At 40.6% G+C, this 22,499-nt stretch carries 22 protein-coding genes; 2 read left to right on the forward strand and 20 right to left on the reverse strand.

Translation table 11 applies throughout. The features are described 5' to 3' along the window. Window positions 1–30: 30 nt before the first annotated feature. The 6 genes from RBB56_RS00530 to pdaA are packed head-to-tail and all read right to left on the reverse strand — an operon-like array spanning window position 31 to window position 5,711. Window positions 31–600, reverse strand: coding sequence for an NUDIX hydrolase (locus RBB56_RS00530; RefSeq protein ID WP_306720435.1), 570 nt, complete (start codon window positions 598–600; stop codon window positions 31–33). Next, entirely contained in the window at window positions 588–1,796 is a 1,209-nt protein-coding gene (locus RBB56_RS00535) for a ribonuclease E/G (protein WP_306720436.1), read from the reverse strand. The genes RBB56_RS00530 and RBB56_RS00535 overlap by 13 nt, the downstream gene beginning before the upstream one ends. Further along, window positions 1,796–2,509 carry a TIGR03936 family radical SAM-associated protein gene (locus RBB56_RS00540; RefSeq protein WP_306720437.1) on the reverse strand — a complete coding sequence of 238 codons (714 nt, stop codon included), beginning with the start codon at window positions 2,507–2,509 and terminating at the stop codon, window positions 1,796–1,798. Before RBB56_RS00540 ends, RBB56_RS00535 begins: the two co-directional genes overlap by 1 nt. Then, window positions 2,499–4,364, reverse strand: a complete 1,866-nt coding sequence (locus tag RBB56_RS00545) for a TIGR03960 family B12-binding radical SAM protein (protein ID WP_306720438.1) — start codon at window positions 4,362–4,364, stop codon at window positions 2,499–2,501. Before RBB56_RS00545 ends, RBB56_RS00540 begins: the two co-directional genes overlap by 11 nt. Window positions 4,365–4,404: 40 nt before the next feature. Continuing rightward, entirely contained in the window at window positions 4,405–4,833 is a 429-nt protein-coding gene (locus tag RBB56_RS00550) for a hypothetical protein (RefSeq protein ID WP_306720439.1), read from the reverse strand. A 14-nt stretch (window positions 4,834–4,847) separates the two neighbouring features. Further along, the gene (gene pdaA, locus RBB56_RS00555; RefSeq protein WP_331526260.1) at window positions 4,848–5,711 is read right to left on the reverse strand and encodes a delta-lactam-biosynthetic de-N-acetylase; all 864 of its coding nucleotides are present in this window, start codon (window positions 5,709–5,711) and stop codon (window positions 4,848–4,850) included. 205 nt (window positions 5,712–5,916) lie between these two features. On the opposite strand from pdaA, the gene RBB56_RS00560 reads away from it, so the two are divergent. Together RBB56_RS00560 and RBB56_RS00565 are read left to right on the forward strand one after the other, a co-directional pair. Beyond that, window positions 5,917–7,710 carry a heme NO-binding domain-containing protein gene (locus RBB56_RS00560; RefSeq protein ID WP_306720440.1) on the forward strand — a complete coding sequence of 598 codons (1,794 nt, stop codon included), beginning with the start codon at window positions 5,917–5,919 and terminating at the stop codon, window positions 7,708–7,710. A gap of 239 nt (window positions 7,711–7,949) precedes the next feature. Then, window positions 7,950–9,368 (forward strand): NCS2 family permease, encoded by a 1,419-nt coding sequence (locus RBB56_RS00565; RefSeq protein WP_306720441.1) that lies wholly within the window; start codon window positions 7,950–7,952, stop codon window positions 9,366–9,368. A gap of 124 nt (window positions 9,369–9,492) precedes the next feature. Here RBB56_RS00565 and hisIE read toward each other — a convergent pair whose 3' ends face one another. The 14 genes from hisIE to RBB56_RS00635 all read right to left on the reverse strand — a co-directional run bounded on the left by hisIE (window position 9,493) and on the right by RBB56_RS00635 (window position 22,387). Continuing rightward, window positions 9,493–10,788: a bifunctional phosphoribosyl-AMP cyclohydrolase/phosphoribosyl-ATP diphosphatase HisIE gene (gene hisIE / locus RBB56_RS00570; protein WP_306720442.1), complete on the reverse strand. Its 1,296-nt coding sequence runs from the start codon at window positions 10,786–10,788 to the stop codon at window positions 9,493–9,495. Between the two features lie 15 nt (window positions 10,789–10,803). Beyond that, window positions 10,804–11,391: an imidazoleglycerol-phosphate dehydratase HisB gene (hisB, locus tag RBB56_RS00575; protein WP_306720443.1), complete on the reverse strand. Its 588-nt coding sequence runs from the start codon at window positions 11,389–11,391 to the stop codon at window positions 10,804–10,806. 35 nt (window positions 11,392–11,426) lie between these two features. Continuing rightward, complete coding sequence (hisD, locus tag RBB56_RS00580) at window positions 11,427–12,722, reverse strand: histidinol dehydrogenase (RefSeq protein WP_306720444.1); 1,296 nt, start codon at window positions 12,720–12,722, stop codon at window positions 11,427–11,429. Window positions 12,723–12,763: 41 nt separating this feature from the next. Then, window positions 12,764–13,432 carry an ATP phosphoribosyltransferase gene (gene hisG, locus RBB56_RS00585; protein WP_306720445.1) on the reverse strand — a complete coding sequence of 223 codons (669 nt, stop codon included), beginning with the start codon at window positions 13,430–13,432 and terminating at the stop codon, window positions 12,764–12,766. After that, window positions 13,425–14,558, reverse strand: coding sequence for an ATP phosphoribosyltransferase regulatory subunit (hisZ, locus tag RBB56_RS00590; protein ID WP_306720446.1), 1,134 nt, complete (start codon window positions 14,556–14,558; stop codon window positions 13,425–13,427). Before hisZ ends, hisG begins: the two co-directional genes overlap by 8 nt. A 95-nt stretch (window positions 14,559–14,653) precedes the next feature. Continuing rightward, a complete protein-coding gene (locus RBB56_RS00595) occupies window positions 14,654–15,196 on the reverse strand; it encodes a Holliday junction resolvase RecU (protein WP_306720447.1) in 543 nt (180 codons plus the stop codon). Window positions 15,197–15,217: 21 nt separating this feature from the next. Next, a complete protein-coding gene (locus RBB56_RS00600; protein ID WP_331526264.1) occupies window positions 15,218–16,264 on the reverse strand; it encodes an RluA family pseudouridine synthase in 1,047 nt (348 codons plus the stop codon). Beyond that, window positions 16,265–16,864: a hypothetical protein gene (locus RBB56_RS00605; RefSeq protein ID WP_306720448.1), complete on the reverse strand. Its 600-nt coding sequence runs from the start codon at window positions 16,862–16,864 to the stop codon at window positions 16,265–16,267. 88 nt (window positions 16,865–16,952) lie between these two features. Next, the gene (locus tag RBB56_RS00610; RefSeq protein WP_306720449.1) at window positions 16,953–17,723 is read right to left on the reverse strand and encodes an SDR family NAD(P)-dependent oxidoreductase; all 771 of its coding nucleotides are present in this window, start codon (window positions 17,721–17,723) and stop codon (window positions 16,953–16,955) included. A 54-nt stretch (window positions 17,724–17,777) separates the two neighbouring features. Next, window positions 17,778–19,727, reverse strand: a complete 1,950-nt coding sequence (locus RBB56_RS00615) for a YgiQ family radical SAM protein (RefSeq protein ID WP_306720450.1) — start codon at window positions 19,725–19,727, stop codon at window positions 17,778–17,780. Between the two features lie 35 nt (window positions 19,728–19,762). Next, window positions 19,763–20,419 carry an HAD family hydrolase gene (locus RBB56_RS00620; RefSeq protein ID WP_306720451.1) on the reverse strand — a complete coding sequence of 219 codons (657 nt, stop codon included), beginning with the start codon at window positions 20,417–20,419 and terminating at the stop codon, window positions 19,763–19,765. Window positions 20,420–20,584: 165 nt separating this feature from the next. Then, on the reverse strand, window positions 20,585–21,634 hold the full coding sequence (cax, locus tag RBB56_RS00625) for a calcium/proton exchanger (protein WP_306720452.1): 1,050 nt from the start codon (window positions 21,632–21,634) through the stop codon (window positions 20,585–20,587). Between the two features lie 363 nt (window positions 21,635–21,997). Further along, window positions 21,998–22,132, reverse strand: a complete 135-nt coding sequence (locus RBB56_RS00630; RefSeq protein ID WP_306720453.1) for a FeoB-associated Cys-rich membrane protein — start codon at window positions 22,130–22,132, stop codon at window positions 21,998–22,000. Window positions 22,133–22,174: 42 nt separating this feature from the next. Then, window positions 22,175–22,387 (reverse strand): FeoA family protein, encoded by a 213-nt coding sequence (locus tag RBB56_RS00635; protein WP_306720454.1) that lies wholly within the window; start codon window positions 22,385–22,387, stop codon window positions 22,175–22,177. Window positions 22,388–22,499 lie beyond the last annotated feature (112 nt).

The raw sequence follows: 22,499 nt of genomic DNA on the forward strand, positions 1-22,499 counted from the left end.
CCTATCTATGCGGCATACTCCGTAAGTTTATCACCCCATTTTTGCGATGTCAAGAAGTTTCGTGAAAAAATATGAGATAACCTGTGCACGGGAACTGAATTCCTCTGTTTGAAGAAGCCTTTCGACCTCCTCTTTCGTATAAAATCTCGCTTCTATCATTTCGTTATCGGAACTATTGTCGGCAAATTCTCCCTGTACCTCTACGAAAGCAATGTGCGTCTTCATATCTGAAATAGCTACCGCTGCATAGGAAGCCGGAAGGATATCTATAATTCTTTTTACTAAAAGTCCCGTTTCTTCATATAGTTCTCTGGCAATACATTCTTCTACTGTCTCGCCATCCTCCATCATTCCAGCACATAAGTTATAAATGCTCTTATTAATACCCATACGGAATTCTTTTAACAATAACAGTTTTCCATCGTTTATTGCAACGATCGACAGGCCGCTTACATTGCTGCCAATATCCTGTACGCTGTTGAGTTCCTTACGGCTCACAATTTCATAGGTTTTCTCTCGTCCCGCTTTGTTTAGATAGGTCAGCTCATAATTTTTTAAATATTTGCCGTCCCTGACTTTTTCCATTTTTATAAATTCCATTTGCTTTCCTCTATTTGCTCTTTTAAGGGTTTGCTTATTTTCATGCGCGTAATTTCCACAAGACCTAAGGCTGTCATATCGACCAGGGAGGTCTTTACCGCATCTTTTTTTAACAAATTTCCCAAATATGACATTAATTGCAGTTGATTCTCTTTTAATCTCATATTAATAAAATCTATGATGATAATACCGGATAGGTTACGAAGAATCAATTGATGGGCGATTTCCTCCGCGGCTTCTATATTCATATGAAAGAAGGTTGCTTCATTATCCCTTCTGCTCGCGGCCTTTCCGGTATTTACATCGATAACCGTTAAGGCTTCGGTCGGTTCGATAATCAGATATCCGCCTGATTTTAGCCAAACTTTCTTGGAAAGAGCCTCCTTTAACTTAGTATCGATCGCATAGAGTTTGGAAAGGGGAAGAAGCTCATCTTCATAAAGTCTCACTCCCGGAAGGCTGAAATCGGGATGTAAACGGGAATATTCCATTACATCGTCATAAATGTCCTCGTCATCCGTTACAATTTCTTCATATGCCCCTGTATAGGCATCCCTAAGCCGAAGAAGATAATCAGCGGGATCCTTATGAAGCAGCGAATAACAGGTTCTGGATGCTGCTGTCCTTATAATCTCGGTTAACCGATCCAGCAGAAATTTCCATTCCGTTAACAAAGGAGAATAATCCTCTAAATCCTTAGCATTGGTACGAATAACTGCGCCGAATCCCTCAGGAAGATAGGGGGATTCCGGCAAAAGCGCTTGCTCTATCCTTTTTTTCGCTTTTGAGGACAACTTAGCGGAATAGGAAACGCCGGGTCTTCCTGAAGATATCACACAATATTTTCCGCTTAAGGATATATTCGTTGTGACCATAGGCTGCTTCGTTTTAGCAGCATCCTTATTGATCTGTACAACGATATCGTCTCCTGATAAAACCCTTCCGTCATAGTTTCTATTAGTTAAAATAGGCTGTCTTGCATCGCTCAAAGCGAGAAAACAGGGCTGCCCTGGCTTGATTTCCACAAAGGCGGCCTGAATGGCCGGGGATATATTCCTTACCTTAGCAATGTAGATGTTTCCTACAAGGCTGCCCTCATCCTCTTCCACGTGAGCGGAAATCAGACGGTTGCCATGTAGGAGCAAAGACATGATCTGTTCATTCTTTTTGCAAATAATATATTTTTTGTCTTTCATTAAAATTGACTTCCTATCGCATCGAGAGGAACAAGGACAGGGGATTCTTCGCTTCCCGTGTTCGTGTAAGTATCAGCTCTCGTTATTTCTAAGGCATATTCAGATAAGGTTTTATCATGTTCCTTTAAGAAAGCTTCAAGAACAAGGCTCGGCTTAATGTTTCCGGAGCTACTGGCATCTACCAGCATTTCAATGAAGGAACCTATCCTATCTTCTCCTATATGAAGGGAGAAAATGGATGGTTTTAGGTCCATCTCTATCTCACTTTTTTTCGTTTTTTTAATGACCATAATGGAAGGTCTTTCATAAAAAGATCCGAGTTGACTCTTCCAGTCAAAATCCGGTTCATAACCCTCTCGGAATCTCACAATGTATCGGGCGGCAGCTACGCTGGCCATAGCATTTTTCGAATCTTCCGATAACTTTGTAACGCTTAAGATTTCCATACCCGGGACCATTGCTTTATTTAATTTCTCTTTGATATCCGCTGCAGAATCCGCAGAAACCACCTCGATATCCATATATTCCCCCTGACTTTCCAATCCTACTCCCAAGGGCGCAGCAAAAGACATAATTTGATGAGGACTAAAGCCTTCAGAATAAGCGATATCAATACCCGCCCTTCGAATAGCCTTTTGGAAATAACGCATGATATCCAAGTGACCGATGAACCGCATAGCGCCGGATTTGCCGAATTTGATTCTAATTTTCATAACATACACCTCCCCCGAATACATTAGCACCGCAACCGAGGCACTGTACCCGGCAGTTTGGAGATTCCTGTTCTTCCAGCGCTCTTTGCCATTCCCTCTTTAAGAAGTTCTTCGTCACGCCGCAATCGATAAAGTCCCACGGAAATACTTCATCTAAGGGGCGTTCCCTAAGATTATAAAAATCAATATCGACACCGCATTCTTCAAAAGTCTGAATCCATACATCATTTTTATAATGTTCACTCCAGGAATCGAATAAACAGCCTTTTTCATAGGCTTTTTCGATGACTTTGGCTACTCGCCTGTCTCCCCTGGCAAACACCCCTTCCATTACGCTAAGATCCGCTTCGTGCCAATTATATTTGATACTTCTTTGGTTAAGCTGTTCTTTAATTCCTTTGCGGGTCAAATATGCCTTATCGATATACTCTTCTTTTGTATGCATCTTCGACCATTGGAAGGGAGTAAAAGGCTTCGGAATGAAAAAGGAAGTACTGGCAACAATCTGTACCTTGCCATTTTTTCTATTTTCCTTCGGAACAGTTTCGAAAAAGGTAGCGGCTATCTTATCGCATAATTCGCCAATTCCTCTAATATCTTCCTCTGTCTCCGTAGGGAGACCGAGCATGAAGTAAAGCTTTACCCTTGTCCATCCTCCTTCAAAAGCGAGAGCTGCCCCATTCAATATGACTTCTTCAGTCAATCCCTTGTTAATAACATCTCTAAGCCTCTGACTTCCCGCTTCAGGCGCAAAGGTGAGGCTGCTCTTTTTAATATCCTGCACTTTGCTCATGACATCGAGGGAAAATGCGTCAATACGCAGGGAGGGAAGAGAAATATTTACATGTTTTTCTCCACACTCCTCAATAAGAAAATCTATGAGTTCAGGCATTTTAGAATAATCGCTGGAACTTAAAGAACTTAAGGAAATTTCCTCATGCCCTGTATTCTTAAGCATTTCTATCGCATATTTTTCTAAGACCTCTACGTTTCGTTCCCGTACCGGGCGGTATATTTGCCCGGCCTGGCAGAAGCGGCAGCCGCGGATACACCCTCTTTGGATCTCCAATACAACCCTGTCTTGTGTAGCCTTAATAAAAGGCACTACAGGATTCATGGGATAATGGGTCGTAGAGACTTCCATTTCAATTTCTTTCTTAATAATAGAGGGAATCCCCTCCTCCAGAGGAATTCTCTCACGAATCGTTCCATCTTCATGATAGGATACATCGTAGAATAAGGGCACATAAATACCGGGAAGCATCGCGGCCTTTCTCAGAAAATCCCTTCGGCTTTCGTTATTTTCCTTCGATTCTTTGTATAAATCGATGAGTTCCCGATATCTGGTCTCTCCCTCTCCGATATAGAACAAATCAAAAAACTCTGCAATCGGTTCCGGATTATAGGTACAGGGGCCGCCTCCTATCACAATAGGATGTTCCCATGTTCTATCCTTAGCATGAAGAGGGATTTGAGATAAATCGAGAATCTGTAAAATGTTGGTATAACACATTTCATATTGGATGGTAATACCGAGAAAATCCATATCTTTTATCGGCTCCTGAGATTCCAGACCAAAAAGAGGGATTTGTTCTCTTCTCATAATTTGATCCAAGTCCACCCAGGGGGAATACACCCTTTCACACCACACATCTTCAAAGCTATTTAACATATCATATAAAATCTGGATTCCCAGATGCGACATACCGATTTCATATATATCGGGAAAGCACATAGCCATTCGTACGCTCACTGTATCTTTGTCTTTTACTACTGCATTGACTTCATTGCCGATATAACGCGCCGGCTTCTCCACTTGCAGAAGTATCTCATCTCTTAAAGCTAGTTTGTTCATAATACTCCTATCTTTTCTATTAATATTGAAAGGAGCCCTCCTATTCTCCGGTGGTCCTTCCATTAAATAGAGTATAAGGGAAATTATGCTCAAAATCAAATACTACTTCATCGAGCCCTACATCGAAGTCTTTATTCATTTCTTCCTTTAACTGATTGGTATCAAACCCTCCGATTGTTTTACCGCCGGCATCCAGAAAAAGGAAGGCAGCAAACAACAAGATAGAAATAACAAGTCGAAGGCGGAAGGAGAAAAAGGAAGTCTTATCGATTCCTTTATTCTCCCCGGCGCCTGCTTCTGTATATCCTTTCATATAAAGGGGAAGTTCCTCTTGCCCCAATTCCCCGTCACCTAGTTCTGCTCCATAGAGCATCCGCTCTCTGCTTCTCATTCGTGTCCGGTTATCCTTGTGTTCCGCACGTATCATCTGCACTAACTGCAGTTTCTGTTCTGAAGTAATATTTCCCATATCATTGCCTCCTTTCATTGACCTGCCAAATCGGACAGCGGTTTAAAAACATACCCCATTTCTTCCCATTTTGTCAGCAGTTCATCCAGTATTACAGCATTGGTCTTAGAAGTGCTGTGTAAAAGAACGATTGCACCCGGATGAATACGTCCGATTAGCTTTTCAAAGGCCTCTTCTTTCGTAGGCTGTTTGTCTTGATACCAATCCACATAGGCAAGACTCCAGAAGAAAGTTTTGTATCCCATATCCTTTGCCATTTTTAAGTTCTGCTCACTATATTTTCCCTGCGGCGGCCGATAATACATAGTCAGCTCCTGGCCGGTAATATCTCGGAATAAATCCGCCACATCGTTCATTTCCTTCTGGAAAGAGGCCGTATCGGATATCTTGGACATATCAGGATGATGATAGGTATGATTCCCTACGCAGTGTCCTTCTGCGACCATTCTCTTGACTAACTCCGGAGCGGATTCCAAATAATGACCTACGATAAAAAATGTGGCCGGTGCCTGATGCTTTTTCAACGCATCGAGAATCGGAGCAGTATTGCCGTTCTCATAACCGGCATCGAAGGTAAGATAGATGACTTTTTCTTTGCTATCTCCAATATAATAGGCGTCATTCTTCTTAAGCTGTTCGGAGGAAGCAATTCCGGTAGGCTGTGTGCCGTCACCATATCCTCCAAGGCCCCAATTTTCACATTGTGCTGCAGGGGCATTCGTTGGAAGAACTTTCTCCTTCACATAACCAAAAGCTTTACCGATGAAAAATATCATAAGCAAAAATAAGAGTGCAAGAATAACATTCCCCGGTAGAATTGTCTCTTTCTCCGAATTTTGACCGTTTTTCCTACTTTTTATGTAACCATTACGTTTCATATCATTTTCCTAAAAAATCTTTGTAATAATATATTACCATGTCTGAGAAACTATTCGGTTTTCCTATGGATATTGTGAAAATATACTTTGATATTTTACCTGTTATATAGTAAAATATATAGGAATAATTTTATAATATACTGTAAAAGTTTTACCGTTTTATAAATAAAAATAATGAAAATATAATTACAAAGGAGATTTTACTATGAAAGGTACTGTTGTTTCCTCTTGGATGCAATCTTGTCGCAAGCTTTTTGGTGATTCTGTCGTAAATAACGCATTAGAACACTATCAATTGTCCGCGGATCATATTTTCACTCCGATTGAAGATGTGGCAGATAATGTTGCTACCGGCCTGGTAGATTACATCGGTAATAAAGTAGGTAAAAATCATGAAGAAATATGGGGGCTTATGGGCGAAGAAAATATCAAGACCTTTAGCCAACTCTATCCGGGCTTCTTTCGTCATGAGAATGCTTACCAATTTCTAAAATCTATGAATGACGTACATATTATCGTTATGCGCCGCTTTAAGGGGGCAGTTCCTCCTATTTTGGATTTACAGCCCATATCTTCACATGAAACATTATTTATTTACCGTTCCAAACGCGGAATGGGCGATTATCTGGTAGGATTATTAAAGGGTGTTTCCAATTACTTTAAAGAAGAGATCAAGTCAGAGGTATTGAGCAAATCCGATGGAGAGATTCATTTGAAACTGACCTTCGAGAACAAGATACAATATACGAGAAAGTTCTATTTGAACCAAATATTGTCCCTCGGTTTTCTGAAAAGAAGCAGCCAGAAAATTGCACTTCTGAATACCATTATAATCGGAGTGATTGGTTTCATTTTATTTGGTGATCCGATAAAATCGGGAATTCTCGCCATCCTTACTTTTGCCGTATCCCTACTCTCCTCTTTTATGATTGGCAGGCCGTCCAAGCTGATCGCATCGGAGCTTCAGAATCTGGCAGAAAGAACCTTTTCTGAGAACGTACAGCTCCGCTCTATGGATGAAAATGAGAAACTTATGGATATCATTAACGAATTAAAGACGGTCGTACAGAAGGACTTTATCGAATTCAATGCGATTGTCGATGAAATGTATACTTTCAATAATTCGCTTTCCGGCATCGCTTCTACTATGCAGTCTACATCTAACGATATTACCGATGTTTTGGATCAGGTAGCTGTAGCGGCAACGACTCAGGCAGAAGACACGGAACATGCAGTTTATGTTTTAAATGAAAGCATCGGGAATATTACCCGTATTTCCGATGAAAGCCAAAGCAATAAGTCGAATATTGAGGATGCGGTGAGCAGCATCGAAAATAGTTTCCTCAATGTTAAAAATACAGCAGAACAGATTAATCAGGTGCTGGATAAGTTCGGCCAGATTAAAGATAACAGTAATGAACTGCAAAATAACGCTGCCAATATTACAGAAATTGTATCCATCGTATCAGGAATCGCCAAACAGATTAATCTTCTCGCTTTAAACGCTTCCATCGAGGCGGCAAGAGCCGGTGAAGCAGGACGCGGATTTACTGTTGTTGCAGAGGAAGTCCGCAAACTCTCAGAGGAAACGAACAGCGCTGTGGAAGAGATTAATAATAATCTGACCAATTTTGTTTCCAGCGTTGGTGAAGTGGTGCTCGGTATCGATACACAATATGCGGTATTGGAAACAGAAAACAGCTCACTTATGGAAGCGGTAACTACCTCTAACCATTCGAACGATAACTTAAAGGGCGTTTCCGCTCTCATGATTCAAACTTCCGTTAATTTGAAGAAGGAGGCAGATCATATAGCGTCCCTATTCGACAGCGTTCAGAGCCTCGCTGCTATTGCTGAAGAGAATTCGGCATCCACTGAGGAAGCAAGTTCCAATGTGGCGATTTACGTGGATCAGATTAATGAGTTATCCAAGCAGATATCCGTCTTCGACTCCATGATTAAGGCTTTCCAGGAGGATTTGACGAAATATAAAATATAATGAGTTCTTAGAATAAAGAAAATAAGTGACACAAAAAGCAGGAATACGACTGAAGTTCAGTAGATTCCTGCTTTTTTTATAAATATTAAGAAAATATAAAAAAATATAAAAAAAATCTCAACAAAATCTTGCAATTCTCTTCGCATTCGTATACCATATATCGTGTTGAACAATAAACTACAAAAGTAAATAGGATATTGTTACCGAAAAACTCACAATTTTAAGCAAGGAGATTAACAATGGAGAAATTATTTAAACTGAAACAGCACAATACCACTGTGTCTACCGAAATTCTTGCCGGGCTCACTACCTTTTTTGCAATGGCGTATATTTTATTCGTCAATCCGGCAATGCTTTCTCAGACAGGGATCCCTTATGGCGCAGTATTTCTTGCTACCATTTTCGCTTCTGTTGCCGGCACGCTCGTTATGGCTCTTTTTGCCAATGTTCCTTATGCACAGGCTCCGGGAATGGGATTGAACGCATTCTTTACCTATACCGTATGCTTCGGTCTTGGCTTCACTTGGCAGCAAGCTCTTGCTATGGTATTTATCTGTGGTATTATCAACGTTATCATCACTGTTACAAAAATCCGTAAATCTATTATCAAAGCAATTCCTTTAAGCCTTCAGCACGCGATCGGCGGCGGTATTGGAATCTTTGTAGCGTATATTGGAATCAAAAATGCAGGATTCTTAAACTTCACATCTGATCCTGGTGCCTACATATTGCTGGATAGCGGAACTGTAATTGCGGATGCGGGCATTGTTCCTGCCTTGGTATTATTTAATAACCCTGCAATCTTCCTTTCTCTGATTTCTCTTATTATTATGATCGTACTCGTTATAAAGAAGGTTCCGGGAGCTATCTTTATCAGCATTATTGTATCTACGATTATCGGTATCTTCATGAAAGTGGTAGATGTGAGCCAGATCGGTATTGCTTCCAATCTCGGCACATCCTTTGCTGAACTCGGAACTACGATTGGTGCTGCATTCGGTGCGGAAGGAATGTTATCTCTTTTTGCAGATGCTTCTAAGATTCCGCTCGTACTTATGACAATCTTTGCATTCAGCCTTTCCGATACCTTTGATACCATTGGAACCTTTATCGGTACTGGACGTCGTTCCGGTATCTTCAGCGAAAAGGATCAGGCAGAAATGGAGAATTCCAGTGGATTTAAGTCCAAAATGGATCGCGCATTGTTTGCCGATTCCATCGCTACTTCTATCGGCGCTATCTTCGGTACTTCCAATACAACAACTTATGTGGAAAGTGCTGCAGGTATCGGTGCAGGCGGACGTACCGGACTAACCTCTCTTGTAACATCTATTATGTTCTTGTTGAGTATTTTACTTGCACCCGTTATCGGTATCGTTCCTACTCAGGCAACGGCTCCTGCTCTTATTATAGTTGGTATTATGATGCTTTCTTCCTTTGCAAATATTAAGTGGGAGAATTTAGAAGAAGCTGTTCCTGCATTCTTCGCAGGTATCTTCATGGCTCTGTGCTATAGCATATCTTATGGTATAGCAACAGGTTTCATCTTCTACTGTATCGTAAAATGTCTGCGTGGTGAAGCGAAGTCCATTCATCCTATTCTTTGGGTGAGTACAGGGTTGTTCCTGTTGAACTTCATTATTCTGGCATTAATTTAAGAATGGCTTCTTAATACTCGATATAAATTATTAATCTAAGAAGACTGTCATAAAGACTTACGATAAAGGAGCTTCGAATCGGTTCTCTTCCGACTCGAAGCTCCTTATCTTATAACTTCCTATTTTACCGCTTAGAAAGCTCCTCCATAATCTCTTCCCAAGTAACTCCCTTTTCTGCCATAAGAACCATCATATGGTAGAGAAAATCTGAGATTTCATACTTAATTTCATTTGAATTCGGATTCTTAGATGCAATAACGATTTCCGTCGCTTCTTCTCCTAATTTCTTCAGTATCTTATCGATTCCCTTATCGAATAGATAATTAGTGTAGGAACCCTCCTTCGGATGTACTTTACGATCCATAATGACATTCATTACCGATTCAAACACCTTTAACGGATTAGTATCGTCATAATCCTTTTTCAATATTTCATTGAAGAAACAGGACTGACTTCCTGTATGGCAGGCAGCCCCTACTTGTGAGACCTTGGCAAGAATAGTATCCATATCACAATCCGCAGTCAGTGATTTTACGTATTGGAAATGACCGCTCGTATTTCCCTTTATCCATAGTTCATTACGGCTCCGACTATAGTAGGTCATTTTCCCGGAATGAACTGTCATACGATAGGCTTCTTCGTTCATATAAGCTACCATCAGTACTTCATCTGTCTTATAGTCCTGTACGACTACCGGTATCTGCCCATCGGAATTTAATTTGAAGTCGGACCAGGGAAAGGCAGCTTCTAAGGTGTTCACCTTAATTCCATTGTCCTGACAAAGATTCTTAATAGTGGGGAGTTCTTTCGCATTATCATTGATCGCTTGACCGGTAACACCGCACACCCCCGTATCTGAAAGAATCTCAATTAGTTTATCTAAGGACACTTCAGGCAAAGAAACAAGTATTTTTGTCTCACCTTCCCATGTACGAAGGCTTTCTCTGATTGAAGTTTCATTGATAAGAATGAGCTCACCGATAAAAGTCTTGATGAGATTTTTATGATTCAGAATATCTTCCGCTTCCGCATAACAGGCTGCAATCTTCTCTTTTCCGAACTTTAAGGAAACCTCTTCGGTCAGCGCTATATTTTCCGGCTTGGAATAATTTAATGCAGCTTTCCTGCATCCAACATATAAAAGCTTCTTAATATCTTCCATCCGGTGTACATTTCCGGCACCAGTTACAGGAAGTTCTGTTTTTACACATATTTCTTTAATGATATCAAGAGCCTCTTCGTGTTCAGCATCCCCTTTTGACATGTCGAAAATCAAAAGTTCATCCGCATTATTATCTTCATAAAAACAAGCCAGCTTTACCGGATTAGTATCAATAATCGTAACATCGGAAAGATTCTTAACTGCATTTCCTTTATAAAGATAGATACAGGGAACTAATTTTTTATAATCGCCATTCATGTATATGCTCCTTTTTTACAAACTGCCCTTTGTACTTAGCACATCTGTAATTCTTTCGTCTCTCATCACCGCTTCATCCAAAGCCTTACCGAAAGCTTTAAACATAGCTTCTATCATATGATGGTTATTTATTCCTGACAACATTTTCAAATGAAGATTCATACCGGCTGAATAAGAAATTGCATAAAAGAATTCTTTTACCAATTCGGTATCAAGTCCACCCACTCGTTCTGTCGTAAATGTACAGCCAAAGTCAAAATAGGGCCGACCGCATAGGTCAATAGAACATAAAGTAAGCGCCTCGTCCATGGGGAGGATAGAGGAACCATAGCGCTTAATCCCCACTTTATCACCTAGAGCTTCCTTAATAGCCTGCCCTAAGACGATCCCGGTATCTTCTACCGTATGATGACCATCCACCTCTAAATCACCCTTTACTTTTACCTTTAAATCAAAAAAGCCGTGCTTGGAAAATCCCTCCAGCATATGATTGAAAAAGCCGATTCCTGTATCGATTTCGCTCTTTCCCGTGCCGTCCAGATTAAGAGTCATGGAAATGTCGGTTTCCTTTGTTTTTCGTTCTAATGTCGTATTCCTTGCCATAAAACCACCATACCTTTCTATAATACCCTTTTAAGTCATGACTCTTCAAATCTTACTTTAATTGAATTCGCATGTGCCGTCAGCCCTTCGCTCTTTGCAAATAATTCGATATCCCTATGTACCTTAAAAAGGGCTTCTCTCGAATAAGAGATAATACTCGTCTTTTTCATAAAGTCATCCACATTCAAAGGGGAGAAAAACTTCGCAGTACCATTGGTAGGCAATATGTGATTAGGACCTGCATAATAGTCTCCCAGCGGTTCGGAAGAATATTCGCCGAGGAATATCGCACCTGCATTTTTAATCTTAGTCATAATCTCATAAGGATTAGCTGTTAATATCTCTAAATGCTCCGATGCAATTTCATTGGCAGCTTCGACAGCTTCCTCCATTGTATCAGCTATAAGAATATAGCCATAGTTATTCAACGACTTTTGAATGATTTCTGAACGCGACAACTCTTTTGTTAATCGCTCGGCCTGAAGAGATACCTCTTTTGCCAGCCCTTCACTCGTAGTAATTAAAATAGCACTTGCCATTTCGTCGTGTTCCGCCTGAGATAGAAGATCCGAAGCCACGTAGAGGGGATTGGCTGTCTCATCAGCCAGTACAAGAATCTCGCTTGGTCCGGCGATGGAGTCGATACTTACGTAACCGAAGCATGCCTTTTTAGCAAGAGCTACATAAATATTTCCCGGTCCGGTAATTTTATCAACCTTAGGAATGCTCTGAGTGCCGAAAGCCATAGCCGCAATCGCTTGTGCACCTCCTATTTTATAAACCTCATTCACTCCCGCTATATCTGCGGCAACTAAGGTGCCTGCATAAATCTTCCCTTTTTTGTCGGGAGGCGTGGTCATAATAATTCTCTCCACACCGGCTACTTTGGCAGGAATTACATTCATCAGAACGCTGGAAGGATAGGCGGCAGTACCACCTGGCACATAGACACCTGACAGACCGATAGGTGTAACCTTCTGCCCTAATATCGTGCCATCCTCTTTCGTATCGATCCAGCTATTGTGGAGCTGCTTTTCATGAAAGCTCTTTATATTGTCAGCGGCCTTTTTCATCACTTCGATAAGAGCCGGATCCACTTGCTTATAAGCCTCTTCGATTTCTGCTTTCGTTACTCTTACCGTCGATGCATCTATATGACATTGATCGAACTTCTCGGTATACTCGAAGATAGCTTCATCCCTTCGCTCCCGGACATTTGCAATAATATCAGCAACAATAGCCTCGAACTGACCGTAATTATTCGGACTTCTCTTTAATAATGTATTTAATAGATCTGTTTTAGATTCTGAGGTTAGCTTAATTATCTTCATTTACAGTCTTATTCCTTTCCGGTACAGTTTCAATTCTGTTCTTATTTCGATGCATCTGCCAGCGCAATGCGCGTACGTAAATCATGAATCAGCTTCTTGATACGTTCCGTTTCCATCTGCATACTCACCTGATTAACAATCATCCTTGCAGAAAGGGGACAGATTTCTTCCAGTACTTCAAGGCCATTCTCATTTAAGGTAGAACCGGTCTCGACAATATCTACGATAACATCCGATAGCTTCACGATAGGGCCGAGTTCTACAGATCCATTCAGCTTAATAATGTCTACCGTCTGATGTTTTTTGTTATAAAAGTAGTCTTTCGCAATATTAGGATATTTGCTCGCTACACGAATCATTTCATGATGTTTCAAAAGCTCCTTTGCGCTGGCAGGTCCGCATACGCACATTCTGCACTTGCCAAAACCGAGGTCCAATACTTCATAGACCCGTCTGTTTTCCTCCATAATGGTGTCTTTTCCAACCACTCCTATATCAGCAGCGCCATATTCCACGTAAGTAGGTACATCGGGCCCCTTGGAAAGAAAAAAACGAAGTTTTAGTTCCTCATTAACAAAAACAAGCTTTCTTGAGCTTTTGTCTTTCATTTCCTCACAAGTGATTCCAATTTCTTCTAAAAGCTCCAATGTTTTATTTGCAAGCCTTCCTTTTCCCAAAGCGAAGGTCAGATATCTTTCTTCTTTACTCATACCCCGCCTCCTCGTCTTTCTTCGGACTAAGAACTACCTTTTTCCCTTCCCTACGCAGCTTCTTTGCCCTTTCCAAGTCTTCCTTATAACTCGCTTGCGTATATGTTATGACCATCGCTGCGTCCGGAATCTTAACTTCTATATGTTGCCTGCTAAGAGCGGCCATCAAATCATCGATAACAATTACAAATCCGATGGCTGGTGCATTCTTCCCGAAACGGGATAAAAGAGTATCATATCTTCCTCCTGTTACAATCGCATCACCCACACCATAAGTATAGGCTTTGAAAATAACTCCCGTATAATAATGATATCGACTCAGCATTCCTAGGTCGAAAGAGACATATTTCTCAACGCCATAAGCACACAAAGCTTCATAAAGTTTCTCAAGTCGTTCAACCGCCTGAATCGCCCGTGAATTGCCGGTAAGTTCTTTGGCCTTAGAAAGAGCTTCTGTGGAGCCGAATAAATCGGTAACCGTTAACAACCTCTCCCGTAATATGGGATCGATATTTTTGCCGATTAAAAGTTCCTCCGCACCGAAATAATTTTTCCCTGATATGTATTCCCGAAGCTCACTCTCCGTCTCTTCATTAATCCCTGCTTCTATGCAAATCCCTTTGAAATATTCCACATTGCCGATGTTGAGCTGGAAATCCTGTATTCCGGTTTCTAATAAGGTCTCAATAATAAGGGCTGCCATCTCTGCATCCGCTTCCACACTCGCATCTCCAATGAGCTCCGCTCCCATTTGAGTCGCTTCCTTTAACTTACCTTGAAGATTAGTCGTATTCGTGAAGGTATTTCCCACATAACAGAAGCGAATCTGCACATTTTCATCCATAAAGTATTTCGAAGCGCATCTGGCCATAGAAGGCGTAAAATCCGGACGAAGTACGAGAGTCTCTCCTTCTTTATCATAAAATTTGTACAATTCCCTGGAAGGGGTCGTTCCTATTTCTTTTGAAAATACATCGAAAAATTCAAAGGTAGGTGTCTGTATATCTTCATATCCATAACTTCTTATCTTATCTAAAATCCATGTTTCTACGGTTAACTTTTTCGCATACTCGTTACCGTATATATCCCGGACGCCTTCCGGCGTATGTAGAAATTTCATATCCATAATACTAGAATCCCCTTCTTTTGCTTTATCAAGTTACAGTGATATCAAATTAGCACAACAAATTACACGTAGTATAACGCAAAAAAGGAATCTTGTCAAATAAGGAATTCTCTATCCTCTAAATCTTTCTGAAGGACATCCAAATAGGGAACAAAAACGCCATTTTTCTTCGGTATCACATATTCCGGATTCAGTTCCTCAAAGCGGAAGCTCTTCCGCCCTCCTCCAGTGGCCCTCTCCCAGAAGAAAGCCAGCATATCGTAAGTTAAATAGTAAAATAAATCTTTATGCGTGTAATAAATGATAAAAAAAGCGATACCTCTTTGCTTTTCGAATTGCTTCATGAATTCTACCTGATGTTCATGTATATTCTGAAGGGCAAAGGTATCAGTTCCGCATTCTTTCGCATCAAAGCATACCGGTATTCCTTGTACAGCCCCGATATAATCGACGGTACTTTTCTGCTCGAAGTAAGCTAAGGTGATATGCCTGCTTTGCTTATCGATAGTAATTGGAGTGATCGGTGTTGGCACCTTCTGAATAAGAGCCAGTCCGCTTTCCAAATATCTTTCATTTGTTAGGTTAATAAGATCCTCTAAGGTAGAACCCCGAAGACCTCTCGAATTCCAAGTTCCCATTTTCTTTCCTATTCCAGCCTTTTATAAGTCATCTTCTATTAAATGAAAAATCGGGGGTTCTTCTGCAATCAGCTTTTTTTCACTAATTGCTTCGAATTCTCCGGTAAGTACCGGGAATTCCAAACGGTGAGCATGAAGAAGCTGGCTTTCCACTTTATACTTTTTCTTATAGTTATCGTTGAACTTGCGGTCTCCATACTTATAGTCGCCCAGAAGAGGATGGCCGATGGAAGCAAGGTGTGCTCTAATCTGATGGGTCTTGCCCGTAATCAGTTCTACTTCCAACAACGTTTTATCTCCTATAACCTTCAAAGGTTCATATTTCGTCTTAATAAAGGAAGATTCTGCTCCATTCGGCCGCTTTGTAACGACTACCTTATTTTTCTTCTCATCTTTTGTCAGATAGCCCTCAATCAAGGTAGCATGTACAATCTTCCCCTTCACGTAAAGTCGGTAATATTTATGAAGGCTTCTATCCTTTAATAATTCACTCATTTTCTGACTGCCTGCAATTGTCTTTCCGCAGATGACCATACCACTCGTATTGCGGTCCAGGCGATTACAAACGGAAGGCCTGAACGTATGTAATTCTTCTTTTGTGATTTCTCCATGCATCAGCAGATATCCAATAAACCATTCATTGAGAGAAAGGTCTTCCGGATGTGCTTTCTGCGTCAATAACCCGGCAGGCTTATTCACAATTAAAACATGATGGTCTTCATAAATAACGGGAAGCTTTCCATATGCTTCATAAGCTTTTTTATAATCTTTATACTGTCGGTCTAAAGATTCCGGAATCTCCGACCCTTTCCCTTTCATCTTTTCCAAGGTTTCCTCTGAGAAAAAGAGACGAATTTCATCGCCGATTATCAGCTTCTCATTTCCGGAGGCTTTTTTACCATTAAGTACGATGTTCTTTTTGCGTAGCATTTTATAAAGAAAGCTATTCGGAGCTTCTTTCAAATATTTATGTAAATATTTATCTAGGCGCTGGCCTGCTTCATTTTCTTTTATAATTAAAAGTTGCATAATAATCATGCCTTTCTTATAGTCCAGGCTCGATGCCATTTATAGCGTAATCGACAGTAAGCAGCTCAGAATATCTTGTAATTTTTTCTCGGCATCCTCGTTTTTAATACCTTCCAGACTTTTTAAATTATCGAGACTTTCACAATACTTTTGTAGATTTGTATCAATTTTAACCGTTATATTTTTATAGCCGCTCTGTTTTAGCATACTTTCGATATGCCGGGCACAAGCCTTTTCGTCACAGGTAGCATCTTCCGAGAAGCCACAGATAATGGAATCCTTCACGACCATATGACTGACTTGATAATTCTTCTGATAGGAGGTGAAAAACAAATCGTAGAGATAGGTGAGGCCTTCTTCTTGTTTCTGAAGCCTCTGGTGTGCCTCATCCGAACAGCCTCTGGCCTTTAGAAACATTATCATAGAAACCGCACTTCTACTGGCAGGAAGAAGGCCGACCACTGCGGCAATTGTCCATATACTCTTCTTATCTCCCCCGTTAAGCCATAAGCCAATTCCAAAAATACCCAAGGATAACGCGAACATAAAAACAGTCCTTATAATAACCTTTATGCGTTGTGCCACTAAATAACCATATTCACCCTTTTTTACTCTACTGCCGATTTTCTTTCGTTCCATACTATCATTTCACTTTCTGTATTATTTCAATTACCAATCATTGTGTTTTATTTATATTATTTAATTATCCTAAGATTTTTTATGCCCGTTACTTTAATAAGTTCATAATTCCTAACAACCAGGAATGAGGTATCACTTTTGCCATAACATGGAAGGATTTGATAGGAAGGCTGCAGACGGATATCGCTTTCTTATCGTACGAATCTAAAAGGGCTTCTCTTACTACTCTCTCTACATCCACCATCGTCCATTTCTTAAGGCCAAGGGTGGAACCGGAACGTTCTGCAACATCGAAAAACTCTGTATCCACCGGCCCCGGACAAACTGCTGTTACCCATATATTCCGTCCGCGCAGTTCTTCCCTCAATGCCCTCGAAAAACTGAGTACATAAGATTTGCTGGCCGCATAAACAGCAAAATTCTTCTGCGGCAAGAAGCCTGCACTGGAAGCGATCTGGAGGATACGACTGTTCTTTTGCATATAAGGAATGCAGTAATAAGTCATTCTGGTCAATGCTTTACAATTCACATCCAACATATCCAGTTGCTCTTCAATACTAAGGGAGTCGAATGCTCCCATTAAGCCAAAGCCTGCACTGTTAACGAGCATACGAATCGTTACGTCCTCGATTTCAAGGATCTTGCCGAAAGCGCGCATATCATTTACATCGGTCACATCCATGGCAATTACCTTCGTCGGCATCTCAATGAGCTTAGCCAGCTCAGTCATACGTTCTTTCCGCCTTGCGATAAGCCAAATTTCATCCATCTTATGAAAAATCTTATCCATCTGCAAAGCAAATTCCAATCCCAGGCCAGAAGATGCACCGGTAATAATCGCTATATTTTTTCTTTTCATAAAATTCACCCTTTTCTATTTTTATTTCCCCGTTCACATTTTAGGGTCTTTCCTTTACTTTTTCTTATGAACATTTCGTATTGTTTTCTTCTTAAATGATGCAGATTTTGTATTTTTCGTTCTTCTATCTTTTACCGAACCATTCGGGGATGATGTCTTTTTACCTACTGAAGGCACGGCAGCTCTCGGACGGATTAAACATTTTTTATCGAATCCGATGAGATCTTCCCTGCCTGCACTGACTAGTGCTTCATATACGAGATCGTAGTTCTTAGGATTCCGATACTGTATCAGCGCTCTCTGCATCGCCTTTTCATGCGGGTTTCTGCAGACATATACATTTTTGCCATCCCGCGGATCGATTCCGGTATAATACATAACGGTAGATACGGTGGAAGGAGTAGGGTAAAAATCCTGCACCTGCTCCGGCATATAACCCAGGTCACGCAAATACTCCGCAAGCTCTATGGCCTCCTTTAACGTAGAACCGGGATGGGAGGACATCAGATAAGGAACGAGGAACTGTTTTTTATCCAACTGTTCATTTATCTTTTTATATTTTTTGATGAAACGCTCATAGACAGCATTTTCCGGCTTTCCCATTTTCGATAGAACAGCATCGGAAATATGCTCCGGTGCCACTTTAAGCTGACCGCTGACATGATGTTCCACCAGCTCCTTGAAAAAAGTATCGTCCGCATCTTCCATAAGATAGTCAAAACGAATGCCGGAACGTATAAATACCTTTTTCACCTTCGGAACCTCCCGCAATTTACGCATAAGCTTAAGGTAATCACTATGGTCAACGGTAAGATTCTTGCAAGGAGAAGGGAACAAACACTGTTTAGTCTTACACACTCCTTGTGTGAGCTGTTTTTCACAGGAGGGATGGCGAAAATTAGCGGTAGGTCCGCCCACATCATGTATATATCCTTTGAAATCTTTATCTTCTGTAATTAAATGTGCTTCCTGCAAAATGGATTCATGACTTCTCACCTGCATCGTCCTTCCCTGATGAAAGGTGAGGGCACAGAAATTACAGCCCCCAAAGCAGCCTCTGTTACTGATTAAGGAAAACTTAATCTCTGAGATAGCAGGAACTCCGCCCATTTCTTCATAAGAAGGATGGTAAGTCCTCTGATAAGGCAAGTGGTATACGTAATCCATCTCCTCTGTGGTCAAAGGCTTCGAAGGTGGATTCTGTACGACATAAACACCGTTCGGATAGGCTTCTATTAAATAATTTCCTGTGAAAGGATCGGTATTTTCATACTGTAGGGCGAAGCTATCCGCATACTTCTTGCTATCCTGCTTCATTTCTTCATAAGAAGGAAGTTCTATACTATCATAGATTCCGGATATATCCCTTGTTTTATACACAGTTCCCATAATAAAAGTAATATCTTTTACGCTAATACCGCTGTTTAGGGCATCTGCAATCTCTACGATGGAATGTTCTCCCATACCATAAGAAATTAAGTCCGCCTGTGAATCCAATAGAATGGAACGTTTGAAGCTGTCCGACCAATAATCATAGTGAGCAAGTCTGCGCAGACTCGCTTCAATTCCACCGATAATAATGGGTACTTCCTTGTAAGTTCTGCGTATTAGATTGCCATATACTACGGTTGCATTATCCGGTCTTTTATAAGCTTCTCCACCCGGAGTATAGGCGTCGCTTTGTCTTCTCTTTTTCGACACATAATAATGATTCACCATAGAGTCCATATTCCCGGATGCAACAAGAAATCCAAGACGAGGCTCCCCAAATACAGTGATACTTTTATCATCCTTCCAATCCGGCTGCGAAATAATTGCAACGCTATAGCCATTCGCTTCTAAGATCCTGCTAATTACTGCATGACCAAAAGAAGGATGGTCCACATAAGCATCTCCTATCACATAAACGAAGTCAGGTTGTTCCACACCCTGTTCTAATAATTCTTCCTTTGTTATCGGTAAAAATCCATTCACCCGTTCAATTCTCCTATCTTTGCAATTCATCCAAATCTCATTCTTTTGTTTGTGAAACTATTTCTTTATGTATACAACGGAGAAAATTCCATAAAGTCTTCGATATAATAATCGGCTAATTCCTTCTTTTTCTCCCTTTGTGTTCTGGAATATAAATCTTCTACAGCACATACCCTCATTCCGGCAGATTTTCCGGCCGTAATTCCGGCAACAATGTCCTCGAACACAAGACATCTGGAAGGCTCCACCTTAAGCCTATCCGCTACTGCCAAATAAATATCAGGGGAAGGCTTTCCGCGTTCCACCTCGCAAGAAGTCATGATACAGGAAAAGTATTTTGATATATCGTGTACCTTTATAACATTTTCTACCAATTCCCTGGAATTACTCGTTGCGATTCCTAATTTGATCTTATTTTTACGACAATATTTCAGAAAAAGGTTCACTCCATTTTTCAAAGGAACTTCATTGCTATATTTATCCCAAGCCATTCGATTCCAATCATCCTTTATTTTCTGAATGGGATCAGGAAGTTGAAAATGTTCCTTAAAAAAGTGAGCGGTCTCGCTAAAGCTCTTTCCTTCTATCTGCCCCTGTAACCCGGAAGGAAGATTCAGCCCAAACCTCCCAAGGTATTCAATATCTATCTGTTCCCAAATCCACATGGAATCTACCAAGGAACCGTCCAAATCAAAAATAACTGCATCAATATTATGTAACATTATCTTAAAAACCTTTCTCTCTTATCCAACTCAATATCATACCATAAATGAAAGGAATCCGCACGTTATACTTTATATAAATAGGAGAAACAAAACAAATGTTTTACAACGGAAAAACCGCCTGACTGCACAAACAATCAAGCGGTTTCTTGTTTTAATAACGTTCTATCCTATCATGAAAAAACCTACTGCCGCAATAATATAAACCGATATTAGCTTAAGGCCTTCCATCCAGTCGGTCCTTCCTGCCTTTACAATATGGTTTACAATAAATACGCTGGCTCCAAACAAGAAAATTTCTCCTGCTTTAAAAACAATGCTCATAGGCGTTTCCGATATGAAAAGACTCATAATAACCGAAATCGGAATGACGAATAGTACGATTTGTAAACTGGAGCCTACTGCAATTTCAATGGCGATATCCATTTTATTCTTAAGAGCCATAATAATTGCTGTGCTATGCTCCGCTGCATTTCCTACGATAGGTATCAGAATAATACCTATGAACATCTGGGAAATTCCGGCTGCTTCTGTCATCGGTTCGATACTTCCCACCAGAAATTCTGATTCGACAGCAATCAGGATAGTGGCTACTGCAAGAATGACGGTACTGGCAATAAGGCTCCACTGAGCCTCTTCTTCTTCGTCCTTTTCATCATATAGATCATTCTGGCTTTTGAAGGAATAAATAACACCGACAACATATGTGATGAGCATAATGATGCTTGTAATAATGCTAAAGGTCATATATTTTCCAACAATGACATCCTCTTGTATCTTCGCGGTAAATACGGCAGGCATAGCAAGAGCCACTACGGCAAATAAAAGCATGGTTGCCGTGGAGCGGCCTAATTTCGCATCGTATTTCAGCACCTTATGTTTCAAGCCTCCGGCTAGTATGCTACAGCCGAGTACTAATAAAATATTTCCAAGTACAGAACCTGCTAACGTAGCCTTTACCACATCAAACAGTCCTGCCCTGATGGCAAAGAAGCTAATGATAAGCTCCGTCGCATTTCCAAATGTGGCATTTAAGAAACCGCCCGCTTTCGGTCCCGTATAAACAGCGATAGATTCGGTAGCGCTCCCCAGGTATCCGGCTAACGGTATAATAGCGATACAGGCCAAAATAAACATGGTAGTTGCATTCCAATTCATAAAATATCCTACGAAGGAAAGGGGGACACTAATTAATAAAATTCTTAGATATTTCATACTCTTCAACCTCACTCTTACTAAATTATGTTAAATCTCTCTGCCTGAAAATTGGCTGTCCAATTACGTACTGTCAATTTGATGAATTATGATCCTAAAAGCAAACAAAATCAACCATAATCACCTATAAATTAGCAACTTCTTAACATATCTTTCTGCCTTATTCGACATTTTTCCTTCGGTTTTCCTCCTTCATATGTAAGATATGCATAGCAAAAGTAAGTGGAACGCAAACGCGGAGTGCTTTTATTCTATAGGATCAACACTTCTACAATTTAATGTAACAAGGTCTTTCTTATAGAATAAAAAAAGCAGAATGAATTAACATTCCGCTTCCCTTGCTTTTATTTGACTTCAAGTGGGTCAATGCCCGCAACCGCCTTCGCATTGATCACAACCCATACCGCATGATTTTCCGTTTTTCTTTGCCCGAACCATACTTCTCACGGCCAGAGCAACGATACCTAACACAACAACTGCAACAATAGCTGTTCCCATACTGCACCTCCTTTAGGATAATTGATTCCGGTAGATTTTCTATTACTCCACCATAATCTTAAGTGCCATATCCTTACCAATAGCAACTCTGGAATCTTTGATGTTAACAATCATATTGCCACCAATCTCCGACACAACCGTTACAATACCTCCAGTTACAAAGCCGAGATTCTCCAAAAAGCGCCTCGTCTCTTCCTTGCCGCCTATTTTACGAATTACGTTAGATTCTCCTGCTTTTACCATTGTTAAAGGCATCTTTATCCTCTGCTTTCCTGAGCATTCCATATCCTGTAGCTCATCTGAATTATTATATGATTTTGATAATTATTTTCATTTCATTTTATATGGTTAGTATATTCTAACTGAC

It is taken from the genome of Kineothrix sp. MB12-C1, from assembly GCF_030863805.1.
Classification (GTDB): domain Bacteria; phylum Bacillota; class Clostridia; order Lachnospirales; family Lachnospiraceae; genus Kineothrix.

Bases quoted from the DNA above. Each gene is read 5' to 3' on its own strand.
- RBB56_RS00615 (WP_306720450.1), bottom strand. From the start codon at position 19,727: ATGAATTGCAAAGATAGGAGAATTGAACGGGTGAATGGATTTTTACCG.
- RBB56_RS00530 (WP_306720435.1), bottom strand. From the start codon at position 600: ATGGAATTTATAAAAATGGAAAAAGTCAGGGACGGCAAATATTTAAAA.
- RBB56_RS00605 (WP_306720448.1), bottom strand. From the start codon at position 16,864: ATGGAACGAAAGAAAATCGGCAGTAGAGTAAAAAAGGGTGAATATGGT.
- RBB56_RS00595 (WP_306720447.1), bottom strand. From the start codon at position 15,196: ATGGGAACTTGGAATTCGAGAGGTCTTCGGGGTTCTACCTTAGAGGAT.
- cax (WP_306720452.1), bottom strand. From the start codon at position 21,634: ATGAAATATCTAAGAATTTTATTAATTAGTGTCCCCCTTTCCTTCGTA.
- RBB56_RS00545 (WP_306720438.1), bottom strand. From the start codon at position 4,364: ATGAACAAACTAGCTTTAAGAGATGAGATACTTCTGCAAGTGGAGAAG.
- hisG (WP_306720445.1), bottom strand. From the start codon at position 13,432: ATGAGTAAAGAAGAAAGATATCTGACCTTCGCTTTGGGAAAAGGAAGG.
- RBB56_RS00535 (WP_306720436.1), bottom strand. From the start codon at position 1,796: ATGAAAGACAAAAAATATATTATTTGCAAAAAGAATGAACAGATCATG.
- RBB56_RS00600 (WP_331526264.1), bottom strand. From the start codon at position 16,264: ATGGCATCGAGCCTGGACTATAAGAAAGGCATGATTATTATGCAACTT.
- RBB56_RS00635 (WP_306720454.1), bottom strand. From the start codon at position 22,387: ATGCCTTTAACAATGGTAAAAGCAGGAGAATCTAACGTAATTCGTAAA.
- RBB56_RS00565 (WP_306720441.1), top strand. From the start codon at position 7,950: ATGGAGAAATTATTTAAACTGAAACAGCACAATACCACTGTGTCTACC.
- hisD (WP_306720444.1), bottom strand. From the start codon at position 12,722: ATGAAGATAATTAAGCTAACCTCAGAATCTAAAACAGATCTATTAAAT.
- RBB56_RS00540 (WP_306720437.1), bottom strand. From the start codon at position 2,509: ATGAAAATTAGAATCAAATTCGGCAAATCCGGCGCTATGCGGTTCATC.
- RBB56_RS00610 (WP_306720449.1), bottom strand. From the start codon at position 17,723: ATGAAAAGAAAAAATATAGCGATTATTACCGGTGCATCTTCTGGCCTG.
- pdaA (WP_331526260.1), bottom strand. From the start codon at position 5,711: ATGAAACGTAATGGTTACATAAAAAGTAGGAAAAACGGTCAAAATTCG.
- hisIE (WP_306720442.1), bottom strand. From the start codon at position 10,788: ATGAATGGCGATTATAAAAAATTAGTTCCCTGTATCTATCTTTATAAA.
- RBB56_RS00550 (WP_306720439.1), bottom strand. From the start codon at position 4,833: ATGGGAAATATTACTTCAGAACAGAAACTGCAGTTAGTGCAGATGATA.
- RBB56_RS00620 (WP_306720451.1), bottom strand. From the start codon at position 20,419: ATGTTACATAATATTGATGCAGTTATTTTTGATTTGGACGGTTCCTTG.
- hisZ (WP_306720446.1), bottom strand. From the start codon at position 14,558: ATGGATATGAAATTTCTACATACGCCGGAAGGCGTCCGGGATATATAC.
- hisB (WP_306720443.1), bottom strand. From the start codon at position 11,391: ATGGCAAGGAATACGACATTAGAACGAAAAACAAAGGAAACCGACATT.
- RBB56_RS00630 (WP_306720453.1), bottom strand. From the start codon at position 22,132: ATGGGAACAGCTATTGTTGCAGTTGTTGTGTTAGGTATCGTTGCTCTG.
- RBB56_RS00560 (WP_306720440.1), top strand. From the start codon at position 5,917: ATGAAAGGTACTGTTGTTTCCTCTTGGATGCAATCTTGTCGCAAGCTT.